Below are 17,874 nucleotides of genomic sequence, written 5' to 3' on the forward strand. Positions count from 1 at the left end.
TCGCAAGATCAGTGTTTTCTTTTAGCTTATTTCATGGTTGGGAAGAGAAGAACGTCACGAATTGTTGTTACATTTGTCAACAACATAACGAGGCGGTCAATACCAATTCCAAGTCCACCTGTTGGTGGCATACCATATTCGAGAGCTTCAACGTAGTCATAGTCGATGCCTGTAGCTTCGTCATCTCCCAATTCTTTCGCACGCGCTTGCGCTTCAAAACGTTGCAATTGATCGATCGGATCATTCAATTCCGTGAAGGCATTGGCATACTCTTTGGTCATGATGAAGAGTTCGAAACGGTCAGTGAAGCGTGGGTCTTCTGGGTTTTTCTTAGCCAAAGGTGACACTGCTACTGGGTGACCATAAACAAAAGTTGGTTGCGTCAAGGTTTCTTCAACAAATTCTTCGAAGAAGGCATTGATAATTTGTCCCACTTCTGTGTAGTGTTTTTCAACTGGTACATGTTTTTCGTTTGCAAGTGCTACAGCTTCTTCAAAGGTCATGTCTTGCCAGAAGTCAATACCTGTGATTTCTTTGATCGCATCAACCATGTGAACCCGTTTGAATGGTTCGTTGATTTTGATTTCTGTTCCTTGATAGTCAATTGGACCATCTCCATGGACCGCTTTAGCAGCATGTTGGATGATACCTTCTGTTAAATCCATGATATCGTGGAAGTCAGCGTAAGCTTGGTAGACTTCGATCGAAGTGAATTCAGGGTTGTGAGTGGCATCCATTCCTTCGTTACGGAAGATCCGTCCGATTTCGTAAACGCGTTCCATCCCACCAACAATCAAACGTTTCAAGTGAAGCTCAGTCGCGATACGAAGCACCATGTCAATATTTTGCGCATTGTGGTGAGTGATAAATGGTTTGGCAGCCGCACCACCAGCTTCATTGTGAAGCACTGGTGTTTCCACTTCAAGGAATCCTTGACCATCTAAATAACGACGGATTTCAGAGATGATTTTTGAACGGGTTACAAAGCGTTCGAAGCTTTCACGGTTTGAAATCAAATCCAAATAACGTTTGCGATAGATGGTTTCAACGTCTGAAAGTCCGTGGAATTTTTCAGGCAAAGGACGAAGAGCTTTTGACAAGTGAGTGATATGAGTTGCTTTAATGGAAAGTTCACCCATGTCTGTGCGCATGATTTCCCCTTCAACACCAAGGAAATCACCAAGGTCTGCTTTTTTGAAGATTTCGTAGTTTTCTTCTCCAACAGCATCCTTACGAACGTAGATCTGAATTTGACCTTCACGGTCTTGAAGATGGGCAAAGCCAACCTTTCCTTTTCCACGTTTTGTTACGAGACGACCAGCAATAATAGCTGTTTCGTTCAAGTCGTGGAGTTGTTCTTTATCTAATTCTGAATATTTTTCTTTTAATTGACCTGAATTTGCAGTGCGTTCGAATCGCTTCCCAAATGGATCGATTCCTTGTTCACGAAGGGCCGCCATTTTCTCACGACGGACAATCTGCTGGTCATTTAATTCTTCCATATGTTCAGTAGTCATTTGGAACCTCCTAAGTTATTCTCCCCTATTCTATCATATTTAGACCAGAAATTCACTAATATTTACCAATTAAACAAAAATAAGGCTAGGTAAAATGTAACCTCTCGAAGCTATACTCAAATAATATCCGAAAACTGTCGTTGACTGCTTAAACTGTTTAACCTGTACAGGGCGAGATAATTGAAAAGGTTTCGACAAACTATTCAACAACAGCAGCAAAAAGGAGCGTGGAGAATCTTAAACCATTCATCCTGACTCGCTCCTATTTTTATTCATAACGCAGTGCTTCGATCGGATTTAACTTAGAAGCCTTATTCGCTGGTAAAATTCCAAAGATGATGCCTACAAAAGCAGAGAAAATAATACTGCCGATAGCGACATTTAAGGAAATAATCGGTGGGCCTTCTAGGGAGGCTGCTGCGAGTGTAGTAATCAAGCTATTCACACCATAAGCAAGTCCAAGTCCAATCAGCCCACCAATGATGGTCAAGACCATCGACTCAATCAAAAATTGAACCAGAATCTTACCTCGAGTTGCTCCCAATGCTTTGCGAAGACCAATTTCTCTCGTCCGCTCTGTCACAGAAACCAACATGATATTCATGACTCCAATCCCGCCAACCAAAAGGGAAATCCCTGCAATGGCACCGATCACTGACGTCATAATTCCTACTACTTTTTTGGTTTCCTCTAGGATGCTATCCAAATTAAAGATTTGAAATTCTCCTTGGCGAACACCTGAAAGTTCTGTTAACTTTTGAGCAGCTTCGATCCCAACGGTTTTAATCTGCTTCACATCTGGCACATGGACGACAATATTTTGAATTTCATCCGTTCCGAATTCAGAGGCGAGTTGGGTATTGGCCATCAAGGCACTTCCACCTGAGGAAGCTCCGTAAAGAGCTGTTCCTGCATTTGGATCCTTGAAAATACCAACGACGCGATAATTGTTATCCCCAACAGAGACCACCTGATTCAGTGGATTCTCCGTTCCAAATAATTGTTGGGCCAATCCTTCATCAAGGAGCACCACCCGGGAGAAATTACTATAGTCTGAAGGGGTTAATTTTCGTCCAGATAAGAGCTCAACCTTTTTGACAGAAAAATAGGTTTCATTTACTCCTTGGATGTTTACCCCTTCTGCTTTTTTCTTTTGAAAAGCAATGGTTGCATTGGAGGTATTGCTAACATAGTAACCATCGATGCCTTGAATCTTGGTTAATTCCTTAACCCAAGATTCTTGCACAACTGGTGGTGCTTCTTGGACTTGACCATCAACATCTTCAGCGTTTTCCCCATCCATATCCGATGGAGCAGCCATCCCTCGGTCTTCAGCTGCAGGGCCACTTTCGCCTCCGCCTTCTCCTTCTCCAGTATCATCAGAAGGACCAATATTGATCCCAGTCACATAGCCACTCTTGTTGGGAGAATAAGAGATTTGTACATACTCTTGGTCCTTGGTGAAGGTCTTGGTGACACCAGCTTTCATACCATCTCCCAGAGCCATGATGACAACGACAGAAGCGACCCCAATAATGATCCCCACCATGGTCAAGAAAGACCGTAATTTATGGCTCATAATTGAGCTGATCGCAAATTTCCAATTTTGCATTAGGTCCCCCTTTCCAGCTTGCTATCTGAGGAGATCACTCCATCACGAATGACGATGCGACGATGCGCAAAGGCTGCAATTTCTGGCTCGTGTGTAACCATGATAATGGTTTTTCCTTCTTGGTTTAACTTGGTTAACAAGTCCATTATTTGCTCCCCCGTCTTGGTATCTAGGGCACCAGTCGGCTCATCTGCTAAGACGATGGCTGGCTGATTGACGAGAGCTCGAGCTATCGCAACCCGCTGTTTTTGACCCCCTGAGAGCTCTGAAGGCAAATGGTGCATGCGAGAATGGAGCTCTACCTTTTCAAGGTACTGCTCAGCTAATTCCTTCCGTTTAGCAGGATGAACTCCTGCATAAATGAGAGGCAGTTCTACATTTTGAAAGGCATTGAGCTTGGAGAGAAGAAAGAATTGTTGAAAGACAAAACCGATCTGTTCATTTCGAACACGTGCTAATTTTTTCTCACTGAGATTTCCAACCTCCTGACCTTCTAGGAAATACTCTCCACTGGTCGGGCGGTCCAACAAGCCAATGACGTTCATCAAGGTCGATTTCCCTGAGCCAGATGGACCCATAATGGCCACAAATTCTCCCTCTTCGACTTCTAAATCGATGTCTTTTAAGACACGAAGTTCCTGATCCCCATTTTTATAGGTTTTATTGATTCCTTTTAGTTCAATCAATTTTGTCATATTTTCCGATCTCTTTTCCATCTTCCAGTTTCTCATTAGGATTCACAATAACTTGAGCATCTTTCTTCAAGCCTGACAAGATTTCCTGGTTTTCAGCATCGGCGTTACCAAGCGTTACTTTTACTTTCTTAGCCTTGCCATTTTCGACCGTCCATACATAACTCGTGTCCCCATCAGCCATGACACTTGTCACGGGAACAAGGGGATGTTGAGTAGAACTTTTGACTTCAATATTGACAGAAAAGCCTTGTTTGAGTTCTCCAATTTCACTGGTAATATCCACTGTGAATGGGTACTTGGCTCCTCCGCTTCCTTGTGTTCCACCTGCTGCATTGGCACCTGCTTGACCCGCGTCAGTCGGATAGTTGGCTACATAAGAAATCTTTCCTGTCCAGGTTTTATCCGGATAAACCTTGGAAGTGAGGACCACTTCCTGACCTTCAGAAATATTGGCCAAATTGTATTCAGACAATTCCCCTTTGACTTGTAAATTTCCGTTGCTCACAATGTGAACCAGAGTTTGGTTGGTCCCTGTAGTCGATTTTGAAACATCTTTATTGACTTCGACCACGGTACCATCTGTATTACTCCTAACTGTTGTCGCATCCAGAAGAGCCTTAGCCTTGTTCATATTATCGACCGCATCCGACTTAGCATCTCGTAAATCGCTAGCTTGAGAATCGACTGTTCGCTGGGTCTGCGAAGCTGATTTGGCATCTGCTTCTTCATCGCCTGTCGTATCAATGGTCACACCATTTGTCAGTAAGTCATTTAACTGACGATCTGCCTTATTGACAGCACGAACGGCTGCATCATAAGCGGTTTGGGCCTCTGTACTACTATACTGAACAATTGGCTGACCGGCCGTCACTTGATCTCCTACATTGACCAAAATCGACTGCAAATCCCCTTTGGTTCCATCAAAATAGACATACTGTTCCTGGTTGGCAGTGACTTTCCCAGTTAACAAGACTGAAGAAGCGATCGATCCATCCTTGACCGTTTGCACCATTGGAGTTTCTTTCGTGATTGCTTGATCAGGAGTACTTGGGTGCGAAAACATCATCACACTTCCTGTTCCAATCACCACAATTGCTGCACCTGCAGCTGTAAATAGTTGCCATTTTTTCAATTTCTTCATCGTTTTTCTCCATCAAAGAAAGCGTTTTATTCTATACCATAGTATACCATATTTCCTTACTTTTCTATCTAAAATTGATACGGCAAAATGAAATTTAAATGCTTGGTAACATGCTAAACCCTTGACTTTTGTAACAGTTGATATTACAATCAAACTAAAATCCCATTTAGGAGGAAAACATGAAAGAATTTGATATTATTTCAATCGGTGGAGGTAGTGGAGGAATCGCTACGATGAACCGGGCTGGAGAGTACGGAGCGAGCGCTGCTGTCATTGAAGAAAAACAATTGGGTGGCACCTGTGTCAACAGAGGATGTGTGCCTAAAAAGATTATGTGGTATGGTGCGCAAATTGCAGAAGCTATTCGCGATTATGGACCAGACTATGGATTTACTTCTGAACAAACAAGATTTGATTTTGCAACCTTAAGAAAAAATCGCGAAGCCTATATTGATCGTTCCCGTAATTCCTATGATGGCAGTTTCAAACGCAATGGGGTTGAACGAATTGAAGGACGTGCTCGTTTTGTGGATGCTCATACGGTTGAGGTAAATGGAGAAACCATTAAGGCCAAGCATATCGTAATTGCGACCGGTGCCCATCCTTTTATTCCTTCTGTTCCTGGAGCTGAATTTGGCGAAACGTCTGATGATGTCTTTGCTTGGGAAGAACTTCCTACATCTGTTGCCATTATTGGAGCTGGCTACATTGCAGTGGAACTAGCCGGTGTGCTCCATGCCCTAGGTGTTCAGACCGATCTCTTCGTTCGCGGTGATCGTCCCTTAAGAAAGTTTGATTCCTACATTGTCGATGGCTTAATGGAAGAAATGGAAAAACAAAACCTTCCGCTTCACAAACATAAGGTTCCCATGAAGCTTGAAAAATTTGAAGACGGTCGTGTGAAGATTTATTTTGAGGATATGACCAGCCACGTGGCAGATCATGTTATCTGGGCAACAGGGCGAAAACCAAACGTCCAGGATCTCAATCTAGAAGCTGCAGGCGTCACCTTAAATGAAAAAGGATTCATTGCAGTGGATGAATACCAGAATACAGTTATTCCAGGAATCTATGCTCTTGGGGATGTTACAGGAGAAAAAGAATTAACTCCTGTCGCTATTAAAGCTGGACGCACTCTTTCTGAACGACTATTCAATGGAAAAGTCAATGCCAAAATGGATTATACAAACATCCCAACCGTTGTCTTTTCTCACCCTGCTATTGGAACCGTTGGCCTAACGGAGGAAGAAGCCCAGCAAACTTATGGAAAAGAGAATATCAAAGTCTATACTTCTCAATTTGCTTCCATGTACACTGCTGTTACCCAACACCGCCAGCAAGCAAAATTCAAACTCATCACTGCTGGTCCCGAAGAAAGGGTCGTTGGCCTTCATGGTCTTGGCTACGGAGTGGACGAAATGATCCAAGGATTTGCAGTTGCTATCAAGATGGGAGCGACAAAAGCCGATTTCGACGCAACCGTCGCCATTCACCCAACCGGATCCGAAGAATTTGTGACCATGAGATAAAACATAAGAGGCTGGGACAAAAGTCCTAGCCTCTCAATTGTCTTTGAATTGTCGAGCAAGACGCAGTGGTTAAGTGGGCTCTACTACGCTGATTTCATCAGCTTTTACAGCCCTACTTAACTGTGCGGAGGTGGGACGACGAAATCGAATTCTAACGAATTACCGATTTCTGTCCCACTCTCTTTTTCTTTGTTTATGGTAAGATGGCAATGGCACGGACAGGTGAACCAGTTGCCTTGTCCCAGTGAGGGAAAGCAATCGAAATCAAGGCACCTACAGCTGGAACTTGGTCCAATTGGTTCAAGACTTCAACTTGGTAGATATTTTGTTCCAAGAGGTAGTATTCATTGACCAAGCCATGCTCTGCTGCTGGAATACCTGCATCTGTATCGAAGGTTTCATGACCCACAGCCTTAACATGGCGTTCATGAATCAAGAATTCCAAGGCTTCACGGCTCCATCCTGGACTTTGTTGAACCCCATTTTCATCTAGGTTACGCATAGCATCTTGATCTGGCCAACGTTTTGACCAATCACTGCGGAAGGCAACAAAAGCACCCTCAGCAATTTGTCCATGCTCTGCCTCAAAGTCTAAGATATCTTGTTTACTCAAGATAAAGTTTGGATTGGCAGCAACTTCTTTAGACTTGTCGATAACATAGAGTGGCAAGAGGAGATCTTTGAGGTCAATCTCATCCAACCAACGACCACCTTCTACAAAGTGAATCGGTGCATCAATATGCGTTCCGTATTGACCAACCACTGTAAATTTTTGAACATGGAAACCATCTTTTAATGTGAAAAGATCTTCTTGTTGCAAAGCAGGAAGGGCTGGGAAGTGTGGACTTTCCGCATTGATTTGGTGACTCAAGTCCACCCATTTTTTAGCTTGCAATTCTTTATAAATACTTAGTAAATCTGACATGTTTCTTCCTCCTTATTCGCCCCAAACTTCAGCGACAATTTCCTTAATCAAACCGATTTTTTTCCATTGGTCTTCTTCTGTCAAAATGTTTCCTTCTTCTGTTGAAGCAAAGCCACACTGAGTAGACAGGTAAAGATTTTCTAAAGGTACATACTGACTCGCTTCTTTAATACGAGCGATGACTTCATCCTTGTTCTCCAGTTGACCACTCTTAGATGTCAAGAGGCCTAACACCACTCCTTTTCCAGGGGTCACTTCTGCAAGTGGTTCAAAACCACCAGCACGATCGGTGTCAAACTCAAGGAAGTAAGCATTGACCGCTTCTTCTCCAAGGAGTTCTTTTGCAATCGGTGCATAGCCACCTGATGAAGCCCAGGTAGAATGGAAGTTCCCACGACAAACGTGTGTATTGACGGTCAAACCAGCTGGAACATTTTGGTAGACATCGTTGTTAAAGGTCAAGAAGAGATCAGCTAATTCCCGGCGAACCTCATCTTTTGACTTGCCTTGAGCTGCTCCCCAAGCCGTCAAGAAATTATCGTCTACCAAGACACCCCACGTACAATCATCTACCTGAAGTGTCCGAAGTCCTGCATCATACAAATCTTGAATCACTTGAAGATAGGCTTGCTTGATGTCTTCACGAACAGCCGCAAAATCAGGATAGATGGTATTCAATTGCTCTACATGTTCTGCATCACGGATCAATTCAAAATAGAATTGCGCAGGCGCTGGAATGGTATATTTAGGTTCTACACCATCTACATCTGCTACAAGATCACGCAAGAACTTGTAATGCTCTACAAATGGATGATTGGCTCCTGTAATTTTTCCAACGACAAGTGCCGAGTCCGCCTTGGTCGTTTCATCATGGAATTGATAGCCTTGTTCAGCTTGGACGTGATCAATGCCACCAAATCCCCAGAAGAAATCCAAATGCCAATAAGCACGGCGGAATTCTCCATCCGTTACTGACTTCAGACCAGCAGCAATTTCTTTTTCAACGAGGTCACGAATCGCCTGATCTTCTACTTTTGTTAAGTCAGCCTGACTGATTTTTCCAGCTGCGAAATCTTCACGAGCTTGAACCAAAGCTGCTGGACGAAGGAATGAACCAACATGGTCTATGCGATAAGGTGCATGTGTATGTGTCAATATGAATTCCTCTTTCCTATAAGTTTTACATTAATTCATCAATGCAACCATTATAGCAGTCTAACACCTGATAAACAAGGGGTTGGGATAATCTAATATCTTTGACATCTATATAGTCTTAGACTATAACAAAAAGAAGTCCTTGAAGGACCTCTTTTTTATTTTAATTTTTAAATGCATCGAGCATAACTTGAAACTCTTCGTTCGTGAGTGTAATGCCTTTCCCCATCTTTGTATGGTCGGGACTCCAGGTCCGGATATCATACTTAGCTGGAGCACCGTTAAAACTTACACGGTTCAATTCCTTGGTCCAACCCTTGTCATTTTCTGACAAGACCAGTAGATGTTCTTCGATTTGGAATGAAAATTCTGCCATTTCACGACTCCTTTCTTGCCTTCTCATCTCTATTATTCGTAAATCATTTACAAAATCGTTGAAATTATCTATAATATATTGTATCAAGTTATGGAGAATTTAGCTATGAAAAAATTTCTCGAGATCGTTAAAGACCGAGCAAATGAATTTTTCAATGGAAAAGTCAGTACCCCTGCCCCATTAGAAGATGAGAGAATTATTGAAATCATTCAACAAGCATTGCGAAAAAAACAAGGGGTTCATGTTATTTTTTCAAACAAGAGTTTTACAGGCGATATTGTCAAGTATGACCAAGAACGCCGACAACTGATCGTGAAAAATTTTAAAAAGAGTATGTCCACGATTATTCGGATTTCTGAGATTCAGAAAATCAGTTTGGTCCCCAATAATATTCGCATCGCTCAACAAAAAGGAGAGGTTTAACCCTCTCTTTTATATTGAAAACAAACGTCATTTTTGGCGTTTGTTTTTATTACTTTTAATCTCATTTCTAAATTTATTAGAGTATCAAAAAAATTCTATCAAATTTTAACTTTAACTTTTGAACCTAGTAAAAAGTTAAAGTTCCAGTACATACTACTAGTATTGACGTTGCCTTGATTAAAAAGGTCACCAAATCTTTCATAATTACATTATCTATTTAAAGAAAAATATTAGTAATAAATTATGTAAATTCAATCTAATCTCTAATCACCATAAGTATGCTCCCATTTTTTCATTTCTTCAACGATACTTCTTAGAGCAATACCTTTTTTTGTCATTTTATATTCAACCTGTGGAGGCGATGTCGGTAAAACTTTTCTTGATAAAATACCTTCTTGCTCAAAATCATGTAATCGTTGAGCTAATATTCTAGGATTAATACCTTCTACACTACGCAAAAGACTACTATAATGTATATTACCATCAATAATTTCAGATAAGATCTCAAGAGTAAATTTACCTTTTAGTAAATTCAAGACCCTTCTTGCTGGACAAATTGATTTTTTCAAAGATTGCTTCTTGCAAGTCTCCATTCATTTCCTCCTTTTTTGATAGTTACTATACTTTTTTTCCCTTCTTGTTTCAGAAATTATTACATGATAAGCTAATTATATCATTTGAAAGGGGAAATTACTATGGATATTACAACTAAGTTTGACCGTATCAAAGATATTCTCGGTTGCGCTGATGGAAGATACTTTGGCACTGGATATACTCAAGTAAAATATTTTCAGAAAGTTAAATATATTGCTTTTGATTGATAAATGAAAATTGGTTTGATGAAATAACGGAGGAAGCTTGATGAAAAAAACAAATACAAAAGCGCCAGCTTATCTACTTTTTATTCTTTCACTAGGATACATTATGGCGGTCCTAGATACAACCGGAGTGGTTCTTGCTGTTCCCCATATTGAAACAGCTATGAGCGTCTCATTAGAGCAATCCATTTGGATTATTAACGCCTATACACTAGCTTTAGGCTCTTTACTCCTACTTTCAGGAAATCTAACAACAAAATATGGTGCTAAACGAATTTTATTATTTGGAATGACAATTTTTACACTTGCCTCATTTGGGTGCTCTTTTTCACCAAATATTGAAACATTAATCATACTTAGATTCGTTCAAGGTTTCGGTGCTTCTTTGTTTATGCCTAGTTCATTAGCACTTTTATTCATTTCATACCCTGATTCTACTAAAAGAGCACGTATGTTAGGAATTTGGACAGCAATTATTTCTGTTGCAACCGGTACTGGTTCTTTTATTGGTGGACTAATTATTAACTACTTCGGATGGAGGGGTATTTTCTTAATCAATATTCCATTGGGAATTTTGACAGTAATTTCAATATTACTTCTTGTGAAAAACAATATTGCCAATCCAAAGACTAGAATTGACATTTTCAGTAATATATTTCTTGTTGCAACTATCGGAAGTCTAGTTATTTACCTTGTTGAAGGGAATCAATATGGCTATAGTAACCTAAATCTTTTATTGTTTCTTCTCCTGTTTATATTATTTACTGTTGGTTTAGTAGTCCACGATAAAAAAAGTAAAGCACCTATTGTTCCCCACCAACTATTAAAAAATGCTAAGTTTATTGCCTCTAATCTGTTAGGTTTAGTAGTTAACATTTCATTATATGGTATTGTTTTGGTGCTAGGACTTTATTTTCAAACTTATTTAAACCTCTCCTCAATGGTTTCTGGACTCCTCATTCTACCAGGAATGATTGTCTTAATTATTGGTAATTTATTTTACGCACGTGTTGTAAAACGATTTTCCGTGGGAAGCCTCGCTACTGTCTCAATTATTTTTGCCATTGTAGGAGCAGCAGGAATTTTTGGAATTGGAGTCCTTTTTCATGAAATTCAACTATACATCCTAATCCCTTTATTTTCTTTAATGAGCCTTGGTATCGGAGTGTTAACTCCAGCAACTACTACCATTCTTATGGAAGCTGCTGGTCAAGAATTATCTGGAATTGCTGGTGCAACTTTAAACGCTAACAAACAAATTGGTGGACTTTTTGGTACAACAATTATGGGGATTCTAACTACTAATTTATCCCATAATTGGAATATGGTTATCGTTGTCGCATTTTTGGTTAACGTAATAATGTATATTGCTACTTGGTTAATTGCTAGTCGTTACCTTTATGGAAAAGAATAAAACCAAACAGAATGCATTCAATTAAAAGTTGATTATACAGATTGAAGAAAAAGTCCATTTTGACAATTTTCTTCAATCTTTTTTCATAATTATATAAAGAAAAAACTCTAAAGGAGAAGTTTTTCTAGTCCTAATAGAGTTTTTCTATATTCTGAAGAGAGATTTAACCCTCTCTTTTTTTGTTATACTCGAACAGTTTTACTTGCCCCATCTTTTGAGTAGAGATTGATTAAACCTTCCTGGCAAGAACGAATCATATCTCCTGGCTTGACTTCTTGTGGAACGGTGATCGTAAGAAGTTCCATCGGATTTGGTGCGCGATCAATCTTCACTCCATCCTTATCATGCAAGTCTTGGATCTGGCATTCAAAATGACGGAAGCCTGGTCCGTAGAATTCCACTTGGTCGCCTTCATTGATGACATTCCGTTGGCGAATCGTCGCAGTCATGGTAGATGGATCAAAGTCCACCACTTCTCCTACAAATTTGTATTGCGGAATCTTACGACGTGCCCCAAACAATTGTTCATTTTCAGTCGGTGTTTGGTAGTAGAATCCAGTTGCTAATTCACGTTGAGCGACTTTCCACAATTCATTGATCAAATCATCCTTAATGGCATAAAAGGCTTCTGGACTTTCCATATAGGCATCACAAGCTGCCTTGTAACAGTTGGCAACTGTTGATACGTAATGGACAGATTTCATCCGACCTTCGATCTTCAAGCTATCAACCCCATTGTCAATCATGTCTGGAATATTTTCGATCATACACATGTCCACGGCTGACATAGAATATTCTTCTGGGACTTGTCCTTTGATACTCTTGCGTTCTTGGCCAAATGGCATATCATAGAGATCGTATTTCCAACGACAAGATTGAGAACAACCACCACGGTTGGCATCCCGGTCAGACATGTGGTTAGAAAGGGTACAACGTCCGGAATAAGAAATACACATGGCTCCATGAACGAAGGCTTCGATCTCAAGATCGGTACGCTTACGGATCTCTGCCAACTCTTCCATGGATACCTCACGGGCCAAGACGACACGGGTCAAGCCATATTCTTTCCAGAAATGGAAGGTCTCCACGTTGGTTGCAGAAGCTTGCGTAGACAAGTGAATATTGAGTCCAGGTGCATAAGTTGCACAGATTTCAATCAAGGCCGGGTCTGAGACGATCACGGCGTCAAGGCCCATATCTCGTAATTCACGGAACCATTCACCAGCCCCTTGTTCATTTCCCTCATGGGTCACCATGTTCGAAGCCACGTGTACATCTACGCCACGTGCATGCGCATATTCGATACCTTCACGAAGCTCATCCATGGTAAAGTTTCCAGCACGGCTACGCAAACCATAGGCTTGTCCACCGACGAACACTGCGTCTGCCCCATAATTAACGGCAACTTTTAATTTTTCTAATGTTCCAGCAGGTACCAAAACCTCTGGACGTTTTTTTGTATTTGTCATGTTTTCTCCAATTTACAAGATTGTCGATATGATGAATAGCCTCTTCGTTCCCTGAAAAAGGAAAACTCACAAACGAAGAAGCCCTAGTTTTTTTATTATTTTACACGATCTGGTTCATAATCATAGAAACCAGTATCCAAACCACGATTAGCTGGATGCAATTTGCGGATTTCTTCATCAAACAGATAGGCTTGATCCTGTGTAAATGTTCCTTTTTGAATCAAATCACGGGCCTTGACAAAGTACTCTGTAATCTTGACAAAGTTTTCACCCGGACAGTAGACACCATCGAGTTTCCAATGATCAAAGCCATGTTCTACCAACTCAGACAATTTGGTCATCATATTCAAGTCATTATTTGAGAAGATATGGGTTCCATGTTTGTCCTCGTAGACCGAATAATGAGAATTTGGATCTCCTGGTTCTGCTAGGAACAAATCACGCTCCTTGGTCACAGAGTCCTCTGTCTTGATGAAGTTGTAATAATTCTGAAGAAGAGGTCGTTTCGAATGGTGAATAATGCTAGCACCATAGACCAATACTTCTGCTGGAATCTGAAGATTCTCAGCCATTACGAATAATTCGGCAGATGGAATCTCACGAGCCAGAACAGCTTCAGAAGCTCCTGCTTGTTTTCCCCAGAAATTGATCTGGCGGCTAGAAGTGACCATGGTTGATGCATCGTAGATGGTTTTGAATGGATAGCCATCTCGTTTCAAGACATAAAAAACGCCCGCATCTCCGACAGTAATATAATCAGCCTGAATTTCCTTTAGAAAATCTAGGAAAGGCTTGATTGAATCCATCATCGATTGGTGCATGAGTGCATTTACAGCTACTGTCAATTCTTTGCCAGCAGCATGGACCAGTTGGGCAATTCGATTTATTTCGTCATAGCTTAAAGTTTGAGGCAATCGTAATCCGTAGTCTTTTTCACCGACATAGATTCGGTCAACCTCTGCATCAATCAGGGCTTGCGCTTGCTCAACACTCTCTGCTGTTGCTGTAATAATAATATTTTTCATAGAACCATTATAACAAAAATTCCGATATTCTAGAAAAATATATTCATTTTGTAAAATTTGTAACATTTTTGTAACATTTATATACCTGAATTCATGATAGAATAATAGAGTACTGTTAGGAGAGAGAAAATGCCCGTAAGAAATTTAAGACACCATGAAGAAGAATTCGATTATATCGAATTAACCAAACAAACCCAAGAAACCCCTATTCAGGACTATGCTCCTGAAGTTGAACCCGCACCTCAATTAAGTGAATTGCTATATTTTTTAAATATTGCTATTTTCTGTGTGTTGACGGTTGTATTTAGTTTTGTCTTTTTAGCAACGAAAATGAATACCTTCTTTGCGTTTGCTTTAGCGATTGGTTCTAGCTTTGCTAGTATTCAAGGGTTCCGAATTTACTACAATAAACGAAAAAAATAAAAATCAGGTTCGCCTGATTTTTTTATTTACTCGAATTTTTTTAATTGGAATAACAATTGGAAGACAAAACTTAACTGCCAATTGCCATCTTACCTTCCATAAAAAGAGACTGGGACAAAAGTCCTAGCCTCTCAATTGTTTTTGGATTGTCGAGCAAGACGCAGTGGTTGAGTGGGCTCTACTACGCTGATTTCATCAGCTTTTACAGTCCTACTCAACTGTGCGGAGGTGGGACGACGAAATCGAATTCTAACGAATTACCGATTTCTGTCCCACTCTCTTTTTTATGCTTCTTTTGTTTCTTCTTCAGCTGCTTCTTCAGAATCTTTTTCATCCAACTCTAACACGATGTCTTCTGATTCTGTTTGTTTGCGAATGGATTGAACCAAGTCATTGCCACTTAGATTTTCTTTTTGAAGTTTATCCTTAAATGAGTGATAGACTTCTTGAGATTTTTCAACCACATCTTGCGTCTTTTCTTTGACAGATTCCAAAACAGTTCCTGTCGTAATTTCTCCAGAACCAACTTTTTCTTTGGTTTGTTGGATCACTTCTGCTGCTTGTTTTGAAACATCCTTAGCAGTTTGTTTCACCGATTCATGTACTTCTTGAGGATCTTCTTGATAATCTTTTACGAAGCGCACCACTTTTTTAGTGACTTTCTTTCCTTGCTCTGTTGATAAATAGTAGGCTGCTGAAGCACCTGAAATCACACCAATTAATAAACTAGATAAACGTCCCATATTCTTCCTCGATTCTATTTAAATAATTTTGAAGCCATCTTAATCGCTTTTAATCCGATAGAGGCTTTCACTGTTTTTCCACCAGCTGATACAGCTTTGACACTCAATTGACGGGCTTGATCATTCAAATCTGAAACAGACTCTGAAAGATCCGCCACGGCTGTAAAGAGTGGGTCAATCGTTGCAACTTTTTGATTCAAATCATCCGTTAAAACATTGACTTTTGCCAATAAATCATTGGTCTGATGCAAGGTGACATTGACATCTGATGTCAAAACTTGGATCGTTTTTTGCGTCTCATCTACAACTTTTCCAATCTTTGAGAGGAAAAAAATCATATAAATGACAAGCGCTACTAAGGCAAGGCCTAAGAGGCCGTAGGCAATTTCAATAAACATATATTACTCCTTTGTTTCTACATAATAAGGGGCTTTTTTGCGACGTTGGTAGATGATAATGGCGAGTCCAACTAGAATCAGGATCATCGACAACCACTGGGAAACACGTAAGCCAGCAAACATCAAGCTATCCGTCCTCATTCCTTCGATGATCATCCGACCAAAACCATACCAGATAAGGTAAAAGGCTGTGATCTCACCTTGCCGCAAAAATTGGGGCTTCCTCCGAAGAATCAAGATCAAGAGAAAACCTAGCAGATTCCAACTGGATTCATATAAGAAGGTTGGCTGACGGTAACTGCCATCTATATACATTTGGTCTCGAATAAAAGAGGGCAGGTAGTTAAGACTTTTAACAGCAGCTCCATAAGCTTCCTGGTTAAAGAAGTTCCCCCATCGCCCAATACTCTGTGCAATCATGACGCTTGGGGCCGCAATATCTAAAAAGTCAATCGGTTCAATCAAACGTCTACGAGAGAATAGATAGAGGACAAGGGCACCTGTCAAGAGGCCACCATAAATCGCGATTCCTCCGTTCCAGATGGCGAAAATCTCACCCAGGTGCTGGCTATAGTAACCCCATTCGAAAAAAACGTAATAGAGTCTAGCCCCCACAATCGCAAGAGGAAAGGCGATCAAAATGAAATCAATGATAGCATCTGGATCAATTTTTTTACGGGGCGCTTCTTTCATAGAAAGATAAACGGCTAGAATCAAGCCAGAGACAATACAAATCGCGTACCAACGAATACTGATCGGACCTAATTGAAGGGCTACTGGATTCATTCCTTCACCTCATTTTGACTAATCAACTGGGACAAACGTTCTTCAAAAGTTTTGGTAGCATCATAGCCCATTTCTTTGGCACGAACATTCATAGCTGCGGCTTCGATCACGACCGAAATGTTCCGACCAGTCTTCACAGGGATGCGAATCCGAGGAATGGTCACGCCACCGATTTCTAACTCTTCTGCATTATTACCCAGACGATCATAAACCTGATCTTTGGCATAATTTTCCAAGTAAACGGCGATTTGGACTTGTGAAGAATCCTTGACAGCACTGGCTCCGTAGAGACTCATGACATCTATAATCCCGACACCACGGATCTCTAGTAAGTGGCGTAGGATTTCAGCTGGCTCTCCCCAAAGGGTCATCTCATCTCTCGCATAGATATCGACTCGGTCATCTGCTACGAGGCGGTGACCCCGTTTGACAAGTTCCAGACCTGTCTCGCTTTTTCCGATTCCGCTATCTCCTTGGATCAAGACACCCATCCCATAAATATCCATCAAGACACCGTGTACACTCGTACGTTCTGCTAGCCGACTATCCAAATAGCTAGAAAGCTCTCCAGATAAACGACTCGTTGCAACATTGCTCTTCAAAATAGCTAGTTGCTTCTCTTCCGCAGCACGCAACATTTCTTCTGGAATTTCTAAGTTCCGCGCGACAATGATGACAGGTGTCTCTGGCTGGAACATCTTGCGCAGGACCTGATGACGGTTGTGAGAGCTCATCTTCACCAGGTAGGACCATTCTTTCATTCCTACAAGCTGAATCCGCTCAGGTGTGTAATAGTCGAAATAGCCCGTCATTTCAAGACCTGGACGTGAAATGTCCGCAGTCGTAATTTCCTTGCTTAAGAGGCTATCATCCCCATAAACAACCGATAGACGAAGCTTTTCCTGTAGATCGCGAACAGTAACTGCCATATCATTCTCCCTTTTCAAATTCTCTCTCTATTATAGCAGATTTTCTCTTCAGACGAGAGACTGAAGTATCATTTGAAAGATCCATTTTCAACTCCTTTTTAAGGCAAGCAAAAAGAGGCCAAGACAAAGGTCTCCAACCTCTAGGAAATGATGGGAACATATGAAGAATGCTCTAGCCTTGGCCTTGCAAGAAATCTTTGATCATAGATTTGATTCCGGTAGAGACTGCATAGACCACCGCATTTGAAGGAAATGCGATCAAGCCTAGCATAAAGGTGGTAGGTCCTCCCCCCAGCAAGGACAAAACCAGATACAAAATCGGAAGAAATAAAATCGAAAACCGATAAATTTGTGGTTTTCTAGCCATTTCTGTTGGCAGAAACAAGAGGTAGAAGAGGCTATTCCAAATGCCCAGTGGAAAAAGGAGCATTCCGATCAAAACTGTTCCAACTCCTTCACCAAAAAAACGATTTAAAATGAAAAACTGTCCTATAAA

20 protein-coding genes are annotated in these 17,874 nt (G+C 40.8%); 5 read left to right on the plus strand and 15 right to left on the minus strand.

Annotation, left to right across the window (positions count from 1 at the left end):
* Nucleotides 1-26: 26 nt before the first annotated feature.
* From lysS to ACESR9_RS05300, 4 genes are all read right to left on the minus strand, one after another.
* Nucleotides 27-1,517: a lysine--tRNA ligase gene (lysS, locus tag ACESR9_RS05285; RefSeq protein WP_049515026.1), complete on the minus strand. Its 1,491-nt coding sequence runs from the start codon at nucleotides 1,515-1,517 to the stop codon at nucleotides 27-29.
* 268 nt (nucleotides 1,518-1,785) lie between these two features.
* Nucleotides 1,786-3,129 (minus strand): ABC transporter permease, encoded by a 1,344-nt coding sequence (locus tag ACESR9_RS05290; protein ID WP_373105888.1) that lies wholly within the window; start codon nucleotides 3,127-3,129, stop codon nucleotides 1,786-1,788.
* The gene (locus tag ACESR9_RS05295; RefSeq protein WP_003002759.1) at nucleotides 3,129-3,824 is read right to left on the minus strand and encodes an ABC transporter ATP-binding protein; all 696 of its coding nucleotides are present in this window, start codon (nucleotides 3,822-3,824) and stop codon (nucleotides 3,129-3,131) included. The genes ACESR9_RS05290 and ACESR9_RS05295 overlap by 1 nt, the downstream gene beginning before the upstream one ends.
* Nucleotides 3,808-4,965: an efflux RND transporter periplasmic adaptor subunit gene (locus tag ACESR9_RS05300; RefSeq protein WP_155198819.1), complete on the minus strand. Its 1,158-nt coding sequence runs from the start codon at nucleotides 4,963-4,965 to the stop codon at nucleotides 3,808-3,810. The genes ACESR9_RS05295 and ACESR9_RS05300 overlap by 17 nt, the downstream gene beginning before the upstream one ends.
* A gap of 179 nt (nucleotides 4,966-5,144) precedes the next feature.
* Here ACESR9_RS05300 and gorA point away from each other — a divergent pair, with 179 nt between their 5' ends.
* A complete protein-coding gene (gene gorA, locus ACESR9_RS05305; RefSeq protein WP_373105892.1) occupies nucleotides 5,145-6,494 on the plus strand; it encodes a glutathione-disulfide reductase in 1,350 nt (449 codons plus the stop codon).
* Between the two features lie 193 nt (nucleotides 6,495-6,687).
* Here gorA and ACESR9_RS05310 read toward each other — a convergent pair whose 3' ends face one another.
* The 3 genes from ACESR9_RS05310 to ACESR9_RS05320 form a co-directional block, all read right to left on the minus strand.
* Nucleotides 6,688-7,419, minus strand: a complete 732-nt coding sequence (locus ACESR9_RS05310) for a cyclase family protein (RefSeq protein WP_003015569.1) — start codon at nucleotides 7,417-7,419, stop codon at nucleotides 6,688-6,690.
* A 12-nt stretch (nucleotides 7,420-7,431) separates the two neighbouring features.
* Nucleotides 7,432-8,574 carry a 5-methyltetrahydropteroyltriglutamate--homocysteine S-methyltransferase gene (locus ACESR9_RS05315; RefSeq protein WP_201036685.1) on the minus strand — a complete coding sequence of 381 codons (1,143 nt, stop codon included), beginning with the start codon at nucleotides 8,572-8,574 and terminating at the stop codon, nucleotides 7,432-7,434.
* A 163-nt stretch (nucleotides 8,575-8,737) separates the two neighbouring features.
* Nucleotides 8,738-8,950, minus strand: a complete 213-nt coding sequence (locus tag ACESR9_RS05320; protein WP_003002541.1) for a YdbC family protein — start codon at nucleotides 8,948-8,950, stop codon at nucleotides 8,738-8,740.
* Nucleotides 8,951-9,040: 90 nt separating this feature from the next.
* Between ACESR9_RS05320 and ACESR9_RS05325 the strand changes: the two genes are divergently transcribed.
* Nucleotides 9,041-9,373, plus strand: a complete 333-nt coding sequence (locus tag ACESR9_RS05325) for a hypothetical protein (RefSeq protein WP_013903885.1) — start codon at nucleotides 9,041-9,043, stop codon at nucleotides 9,371-9,373.
* A 263-nt stretch (nucleotides 9,374-9,636) separates the two neighbouring features.
* Here ACESR9_RS05325 and ACESR9_RS05330 read toward each other — a convergent pair whose 3' ends face one another.
* Nucleotides 9,637-9,966: a winged helix-turn-helix transcriptional regulator gene (locus ACESR9_RS05330; protein ID WP_013903886.1), complete on the minus strand. Its 330-nt coding sequence runs from the start codon at nucleotides 9,964-9,966 to the stop codon at nucleotides 9,637-9,639.
* A 102-nt stretch (nucleotides 9,967-10,068) separates the two neighbouring features.
* On the opposite strand from ACESR9_RS05330, the gene ACESR9_RS05335 reads away from it, so the two are divergent.
* Together ACESR9_RS05335 and ACESR9_RS05340 are read left to right on the plus strand one after the other, a co-directional pair.
* On the plus strand, nucleotides 10,069-10,194 hold the full coding sequence (locus ACESR9_RS05335) for a 3-hydroxyacyl-ACP dehydratase (protein ID WP_013903887.1): 126 nt from the start codon (nucleotides 10,069-10,071) through the stop codon (nucleotides 10,192-10,194).
* A 40-nt stretch (nucleotides 10,195-10,234) separates the two neighbouring features.
* A complete protein-coding gene (locus ACESR9_RS05340; protein WP_201036686.1) occupies nucleotides 10,235-11,605 on the plus strand; it encodes an MFS transporter in 1,371 nt (456 codons plus the stop codon).
* A 182-nt stretch (nucleotides 11,606-11,787) separates the two neighbouring features.
* Here ACESR9_RS05340 and ACESR9_RS05345 read toward each other — a convergent pair whose 3' ends face one another.
* Together ACESR9_RS05345 and ACESR9_RS05350 are read right to left on the minus strand one after the other, a co-directional pair.
* Nucleotides 11,788-13,074, minus strand: coding sequence for a peptidase U32 family protein (locus tag ACESR9_RS05345; protein ID WP_003002878.1), 1,287 nt, complete (start codon nucleotides 13,072-13,074; stop codon nucleotides 11,788-11,790).
* 95 nt (nucleotides 13,075-13,169) lie between these two features.
* Nucleotides 13,170-14,099, minus strand: coding sequence for a peptidase U32 family protein (locus ACESR9_RS05350; protein WP_373105898.1), 930 nt, complete (start codon nucleotides 14,097-14,099; stop codon nucleotides 13,170-13,172).
* 129 nt (nucleotides 14,100-14,228) lie between these two features.
* On the opposite strand from ACESR9_RS05350, the gene ACESR9_RS05355 reads away from it, so the two are divergent.
* Nucleotides 14,229-14,522, plus strand: a complete 294-nt coding sequence (locus tag ACESR9_RS05355; protein WP_223325082.1) for a DUF3270 family protein — start codon at nucleotides 14,229-14,231, stop codon at nucleotides 14,520-14,522.
* A gap of 284 nt (nucleotides 14,523-14,806) precedes the next feature.
* On the opposite strand, the gene ACESR9_RS05360 is transcribed toward ACESR9_RS05355, so the two are convergent.
* The 5 genes from ACESR9_RS05360 to ACESR9_RS05380 all read right to left on the minus strand — a co-directional run bounded on the left by ACESR9_RS05360 (nucleotide 14,807) and on the right by ACESR9_RS05380 (nucleotide 17,817).
* Nucleotides 14,807-15,265, minus strand: a complete 459-nt coding sequence (locus ACESR9_RS05360) for a YtxH domain-containing protein (RefSeq protein ID WP_021153588.1) — start codon at nucleotides 15,263-15,265, stop codon at nucleotides 14,807-14,809.
* A gap of 14 nt (nucleotides 15,266-15,279) precedes the next feature.
* The gene (locus ACESR9_RS05365) at nucleotides 15,280-15,663 is read right to left on the minus strand and encodes a DUF948 domain-containing protein (RefSeq protein WP_013903891.1); all 384 of its coding nucleotides are present in this window, start codon (nucleotides 15,661-15,663) and stop codon (nucleotides 15,280-15,282) included.
* A gap of 3 nt (nucleotides 15,664-15,666) precedes the next feature.
* Nucleotides 15,667-16,449 carry a prolipoprotein diacylglyceryl transferase gene (lgt, locus tag ACESR9_RS05370; RefSeq protein WP_373105902.1) on the minus strand — a complete coding sequence of 261 codons (783 nt, stop codon included), beginning with the start codon at nucleotides 16,447-16,449 and terminating at the stop codon, nucleotides 15,667-15,669.
* Nucleotides 16,446-17,378 (minus strand): HPr(Ser) kinase/phosphatase, encoded by a 933-nt coding sequence (hprK, locus tag ACESR9_RS05375; protein ID WP_023918696.1) that lies wholly within the window; start codon nucleotides 17,376-17,378, stop codon nucleotides 16,446-16,448. Before hprK ends, lgt begins: the two co-directional genes overlap by 4 nt.
* A 172-nt stretch (nucleotides 17,379-17,550) precedes the next feature.
* Entirely contained in the window at nucleotides 17,551-17,817 is a 267-nt protein-coding gene (locus tag ACESR9_RS05380; RefSeq protein ID WP_229042337.1) for a hypothetical protein, read from the minus strand.
* Nucleotides 17,818-17,874 lie beyond the last annotated feature (57 nt).

Source organism: Streptococcus parasanguinis (genome assembly GCF_964238605.1).
Taxonomy (GTDB): domain Bacteria; phylum Bacillota; class Bacilli; order Lactobacillales; family Streptococcaceae; genus Streptococcus; species Streptococcus parasanguinis_AJ.

Excerpts from the sequence above, each read along its gene's own strand:
- ACESR9_RS05300 (WP_155198819.1), bottom strand. The coding sequence starts at position 4,965 with ATGAAGAAATTGAAAAAATGGCAACTATTTACAGCTGCAGGTGCAGCA.
- ACESR9_RS05350 (WP_373105898.1), bottom strand. The coding sequence starts at position 14,099 with ATGAAAAATATTATTATTACAGCAACAGCAGAGAGTGTTGAGCAAGCG.
- hprK (WP_023918696.1), bottom strand. The coding sequence starts at position 17,378 with ATGGCAGTTACTGTTCGCGATCTACAGGAAAAGCTTCGTCTATCGGTT.
- ACESR9_RS05295 (WP_003002759.1), bottom strand. The coding sequence starts at position 3,824 with ATGACAAAATTGATTGAACTAAAAGGAATCAATAAAACCTATAAAAAT.
- lgt (WP_373105902.1), bottom strand. The coding sequence starts at position 16,449 with ATGAATCCAGTAGCCCTTCAATTAGGTCCGATCAGTATTCGTTGGTAC.
- ACESR9_RS05330 (WP_013903886.1), bottom strand. The coding sequence starts at position 9,966 with ATGGAGACTTGCAAGAAGCAATCTTTGAAAAAATCAATTTGTCCAGCA.
- ACESR9_RS05335 (WP_013903887.1), top strand. The coding sequence starts at position 10,069 with ATGGATATTACAACTAAGTTTGACCGTATCAAAGATATTCTCGGTTGC.
- ACESR9_RS05345 (WP_003002878.1), bottom strand. The coding sequence starts at position 13,074 with ATGACAAATACAAAAAAACGTCCAGAGGTTTTGGTACCTGCTGGAACA.
- ACESR9_RS05310 (WP_003015569.1), bottom strand. The coding sequence starts at position 7,419 with ATGTCAGATTTACTAAGTATTTATAAAGAATTGCAAGCTAAAAAATGG.
- lysS (WP_049515026.1), bottom strand. The coding sequence starts at position 1,517 with ATGACTACTGAACATATGGAAGAATTAAATGACCAGCAGATTGTCCGT.
- ACESR9_RS05320 (WP_003002541.1), bottom strand. The coding sequence starts at position 8,950 with ATGGCAGAATTTTCATTCCAAATCGAAGAACATCTACTGGTCTTGTCA.
- ACESR9_RS05290 (WP_373105888.1), bottom strand. The coding sequence starts at position 3,129 with ATGCAAAATTGGAAATTTGCGATCAGCTCAATTATGAGCCATAAATTA.
- gorA (WP_373105892.1), top strand. The coding sequence starts at position 5,145 with ATGAAAGAATTTGATATTATTTCAATCGGTGGAGGTAGTGGAGGAATC.
- ACESR9_RS05365 (WP_013903891.1), bottom strand. The coding sequence starts at position 15,663 with ATGTTTATTGAAATTGCCTACGGCCTCTTAGGCCTTGCCTTAGTAGCG.
- ACESR9_RS05360 (WP_021153588.1), bottom strand. The coding sequence starts at position 15,265 with ATGGGACGTTTATCTAGTTTATTAATTGGTGTGATTTCAGGTGCTTCA.
- ACESR9_RS05355 (WP_223325082.1), top strand. The coding sequence starts at position 14,229 with ATGCCCGTAAGAAATTTAAGACACCATGAAGAAGAATTCGATTATATC.
- ACESR9_RS05340 (WP_201036686.1), top strand. The coding sequence starts at position 10,235 with ATGAAAAAAACAAATACAAAAGCGCCAGCTTATCTACTTTTTATTCTT.
- ACESR9_RS05325 (WP_013903885.1), top strand. The coding sequence starts at position 9,041 with ATGGAGAATTTAGCTATGAAAAAATTTCTCGAGATCGTTAAAGACCGA.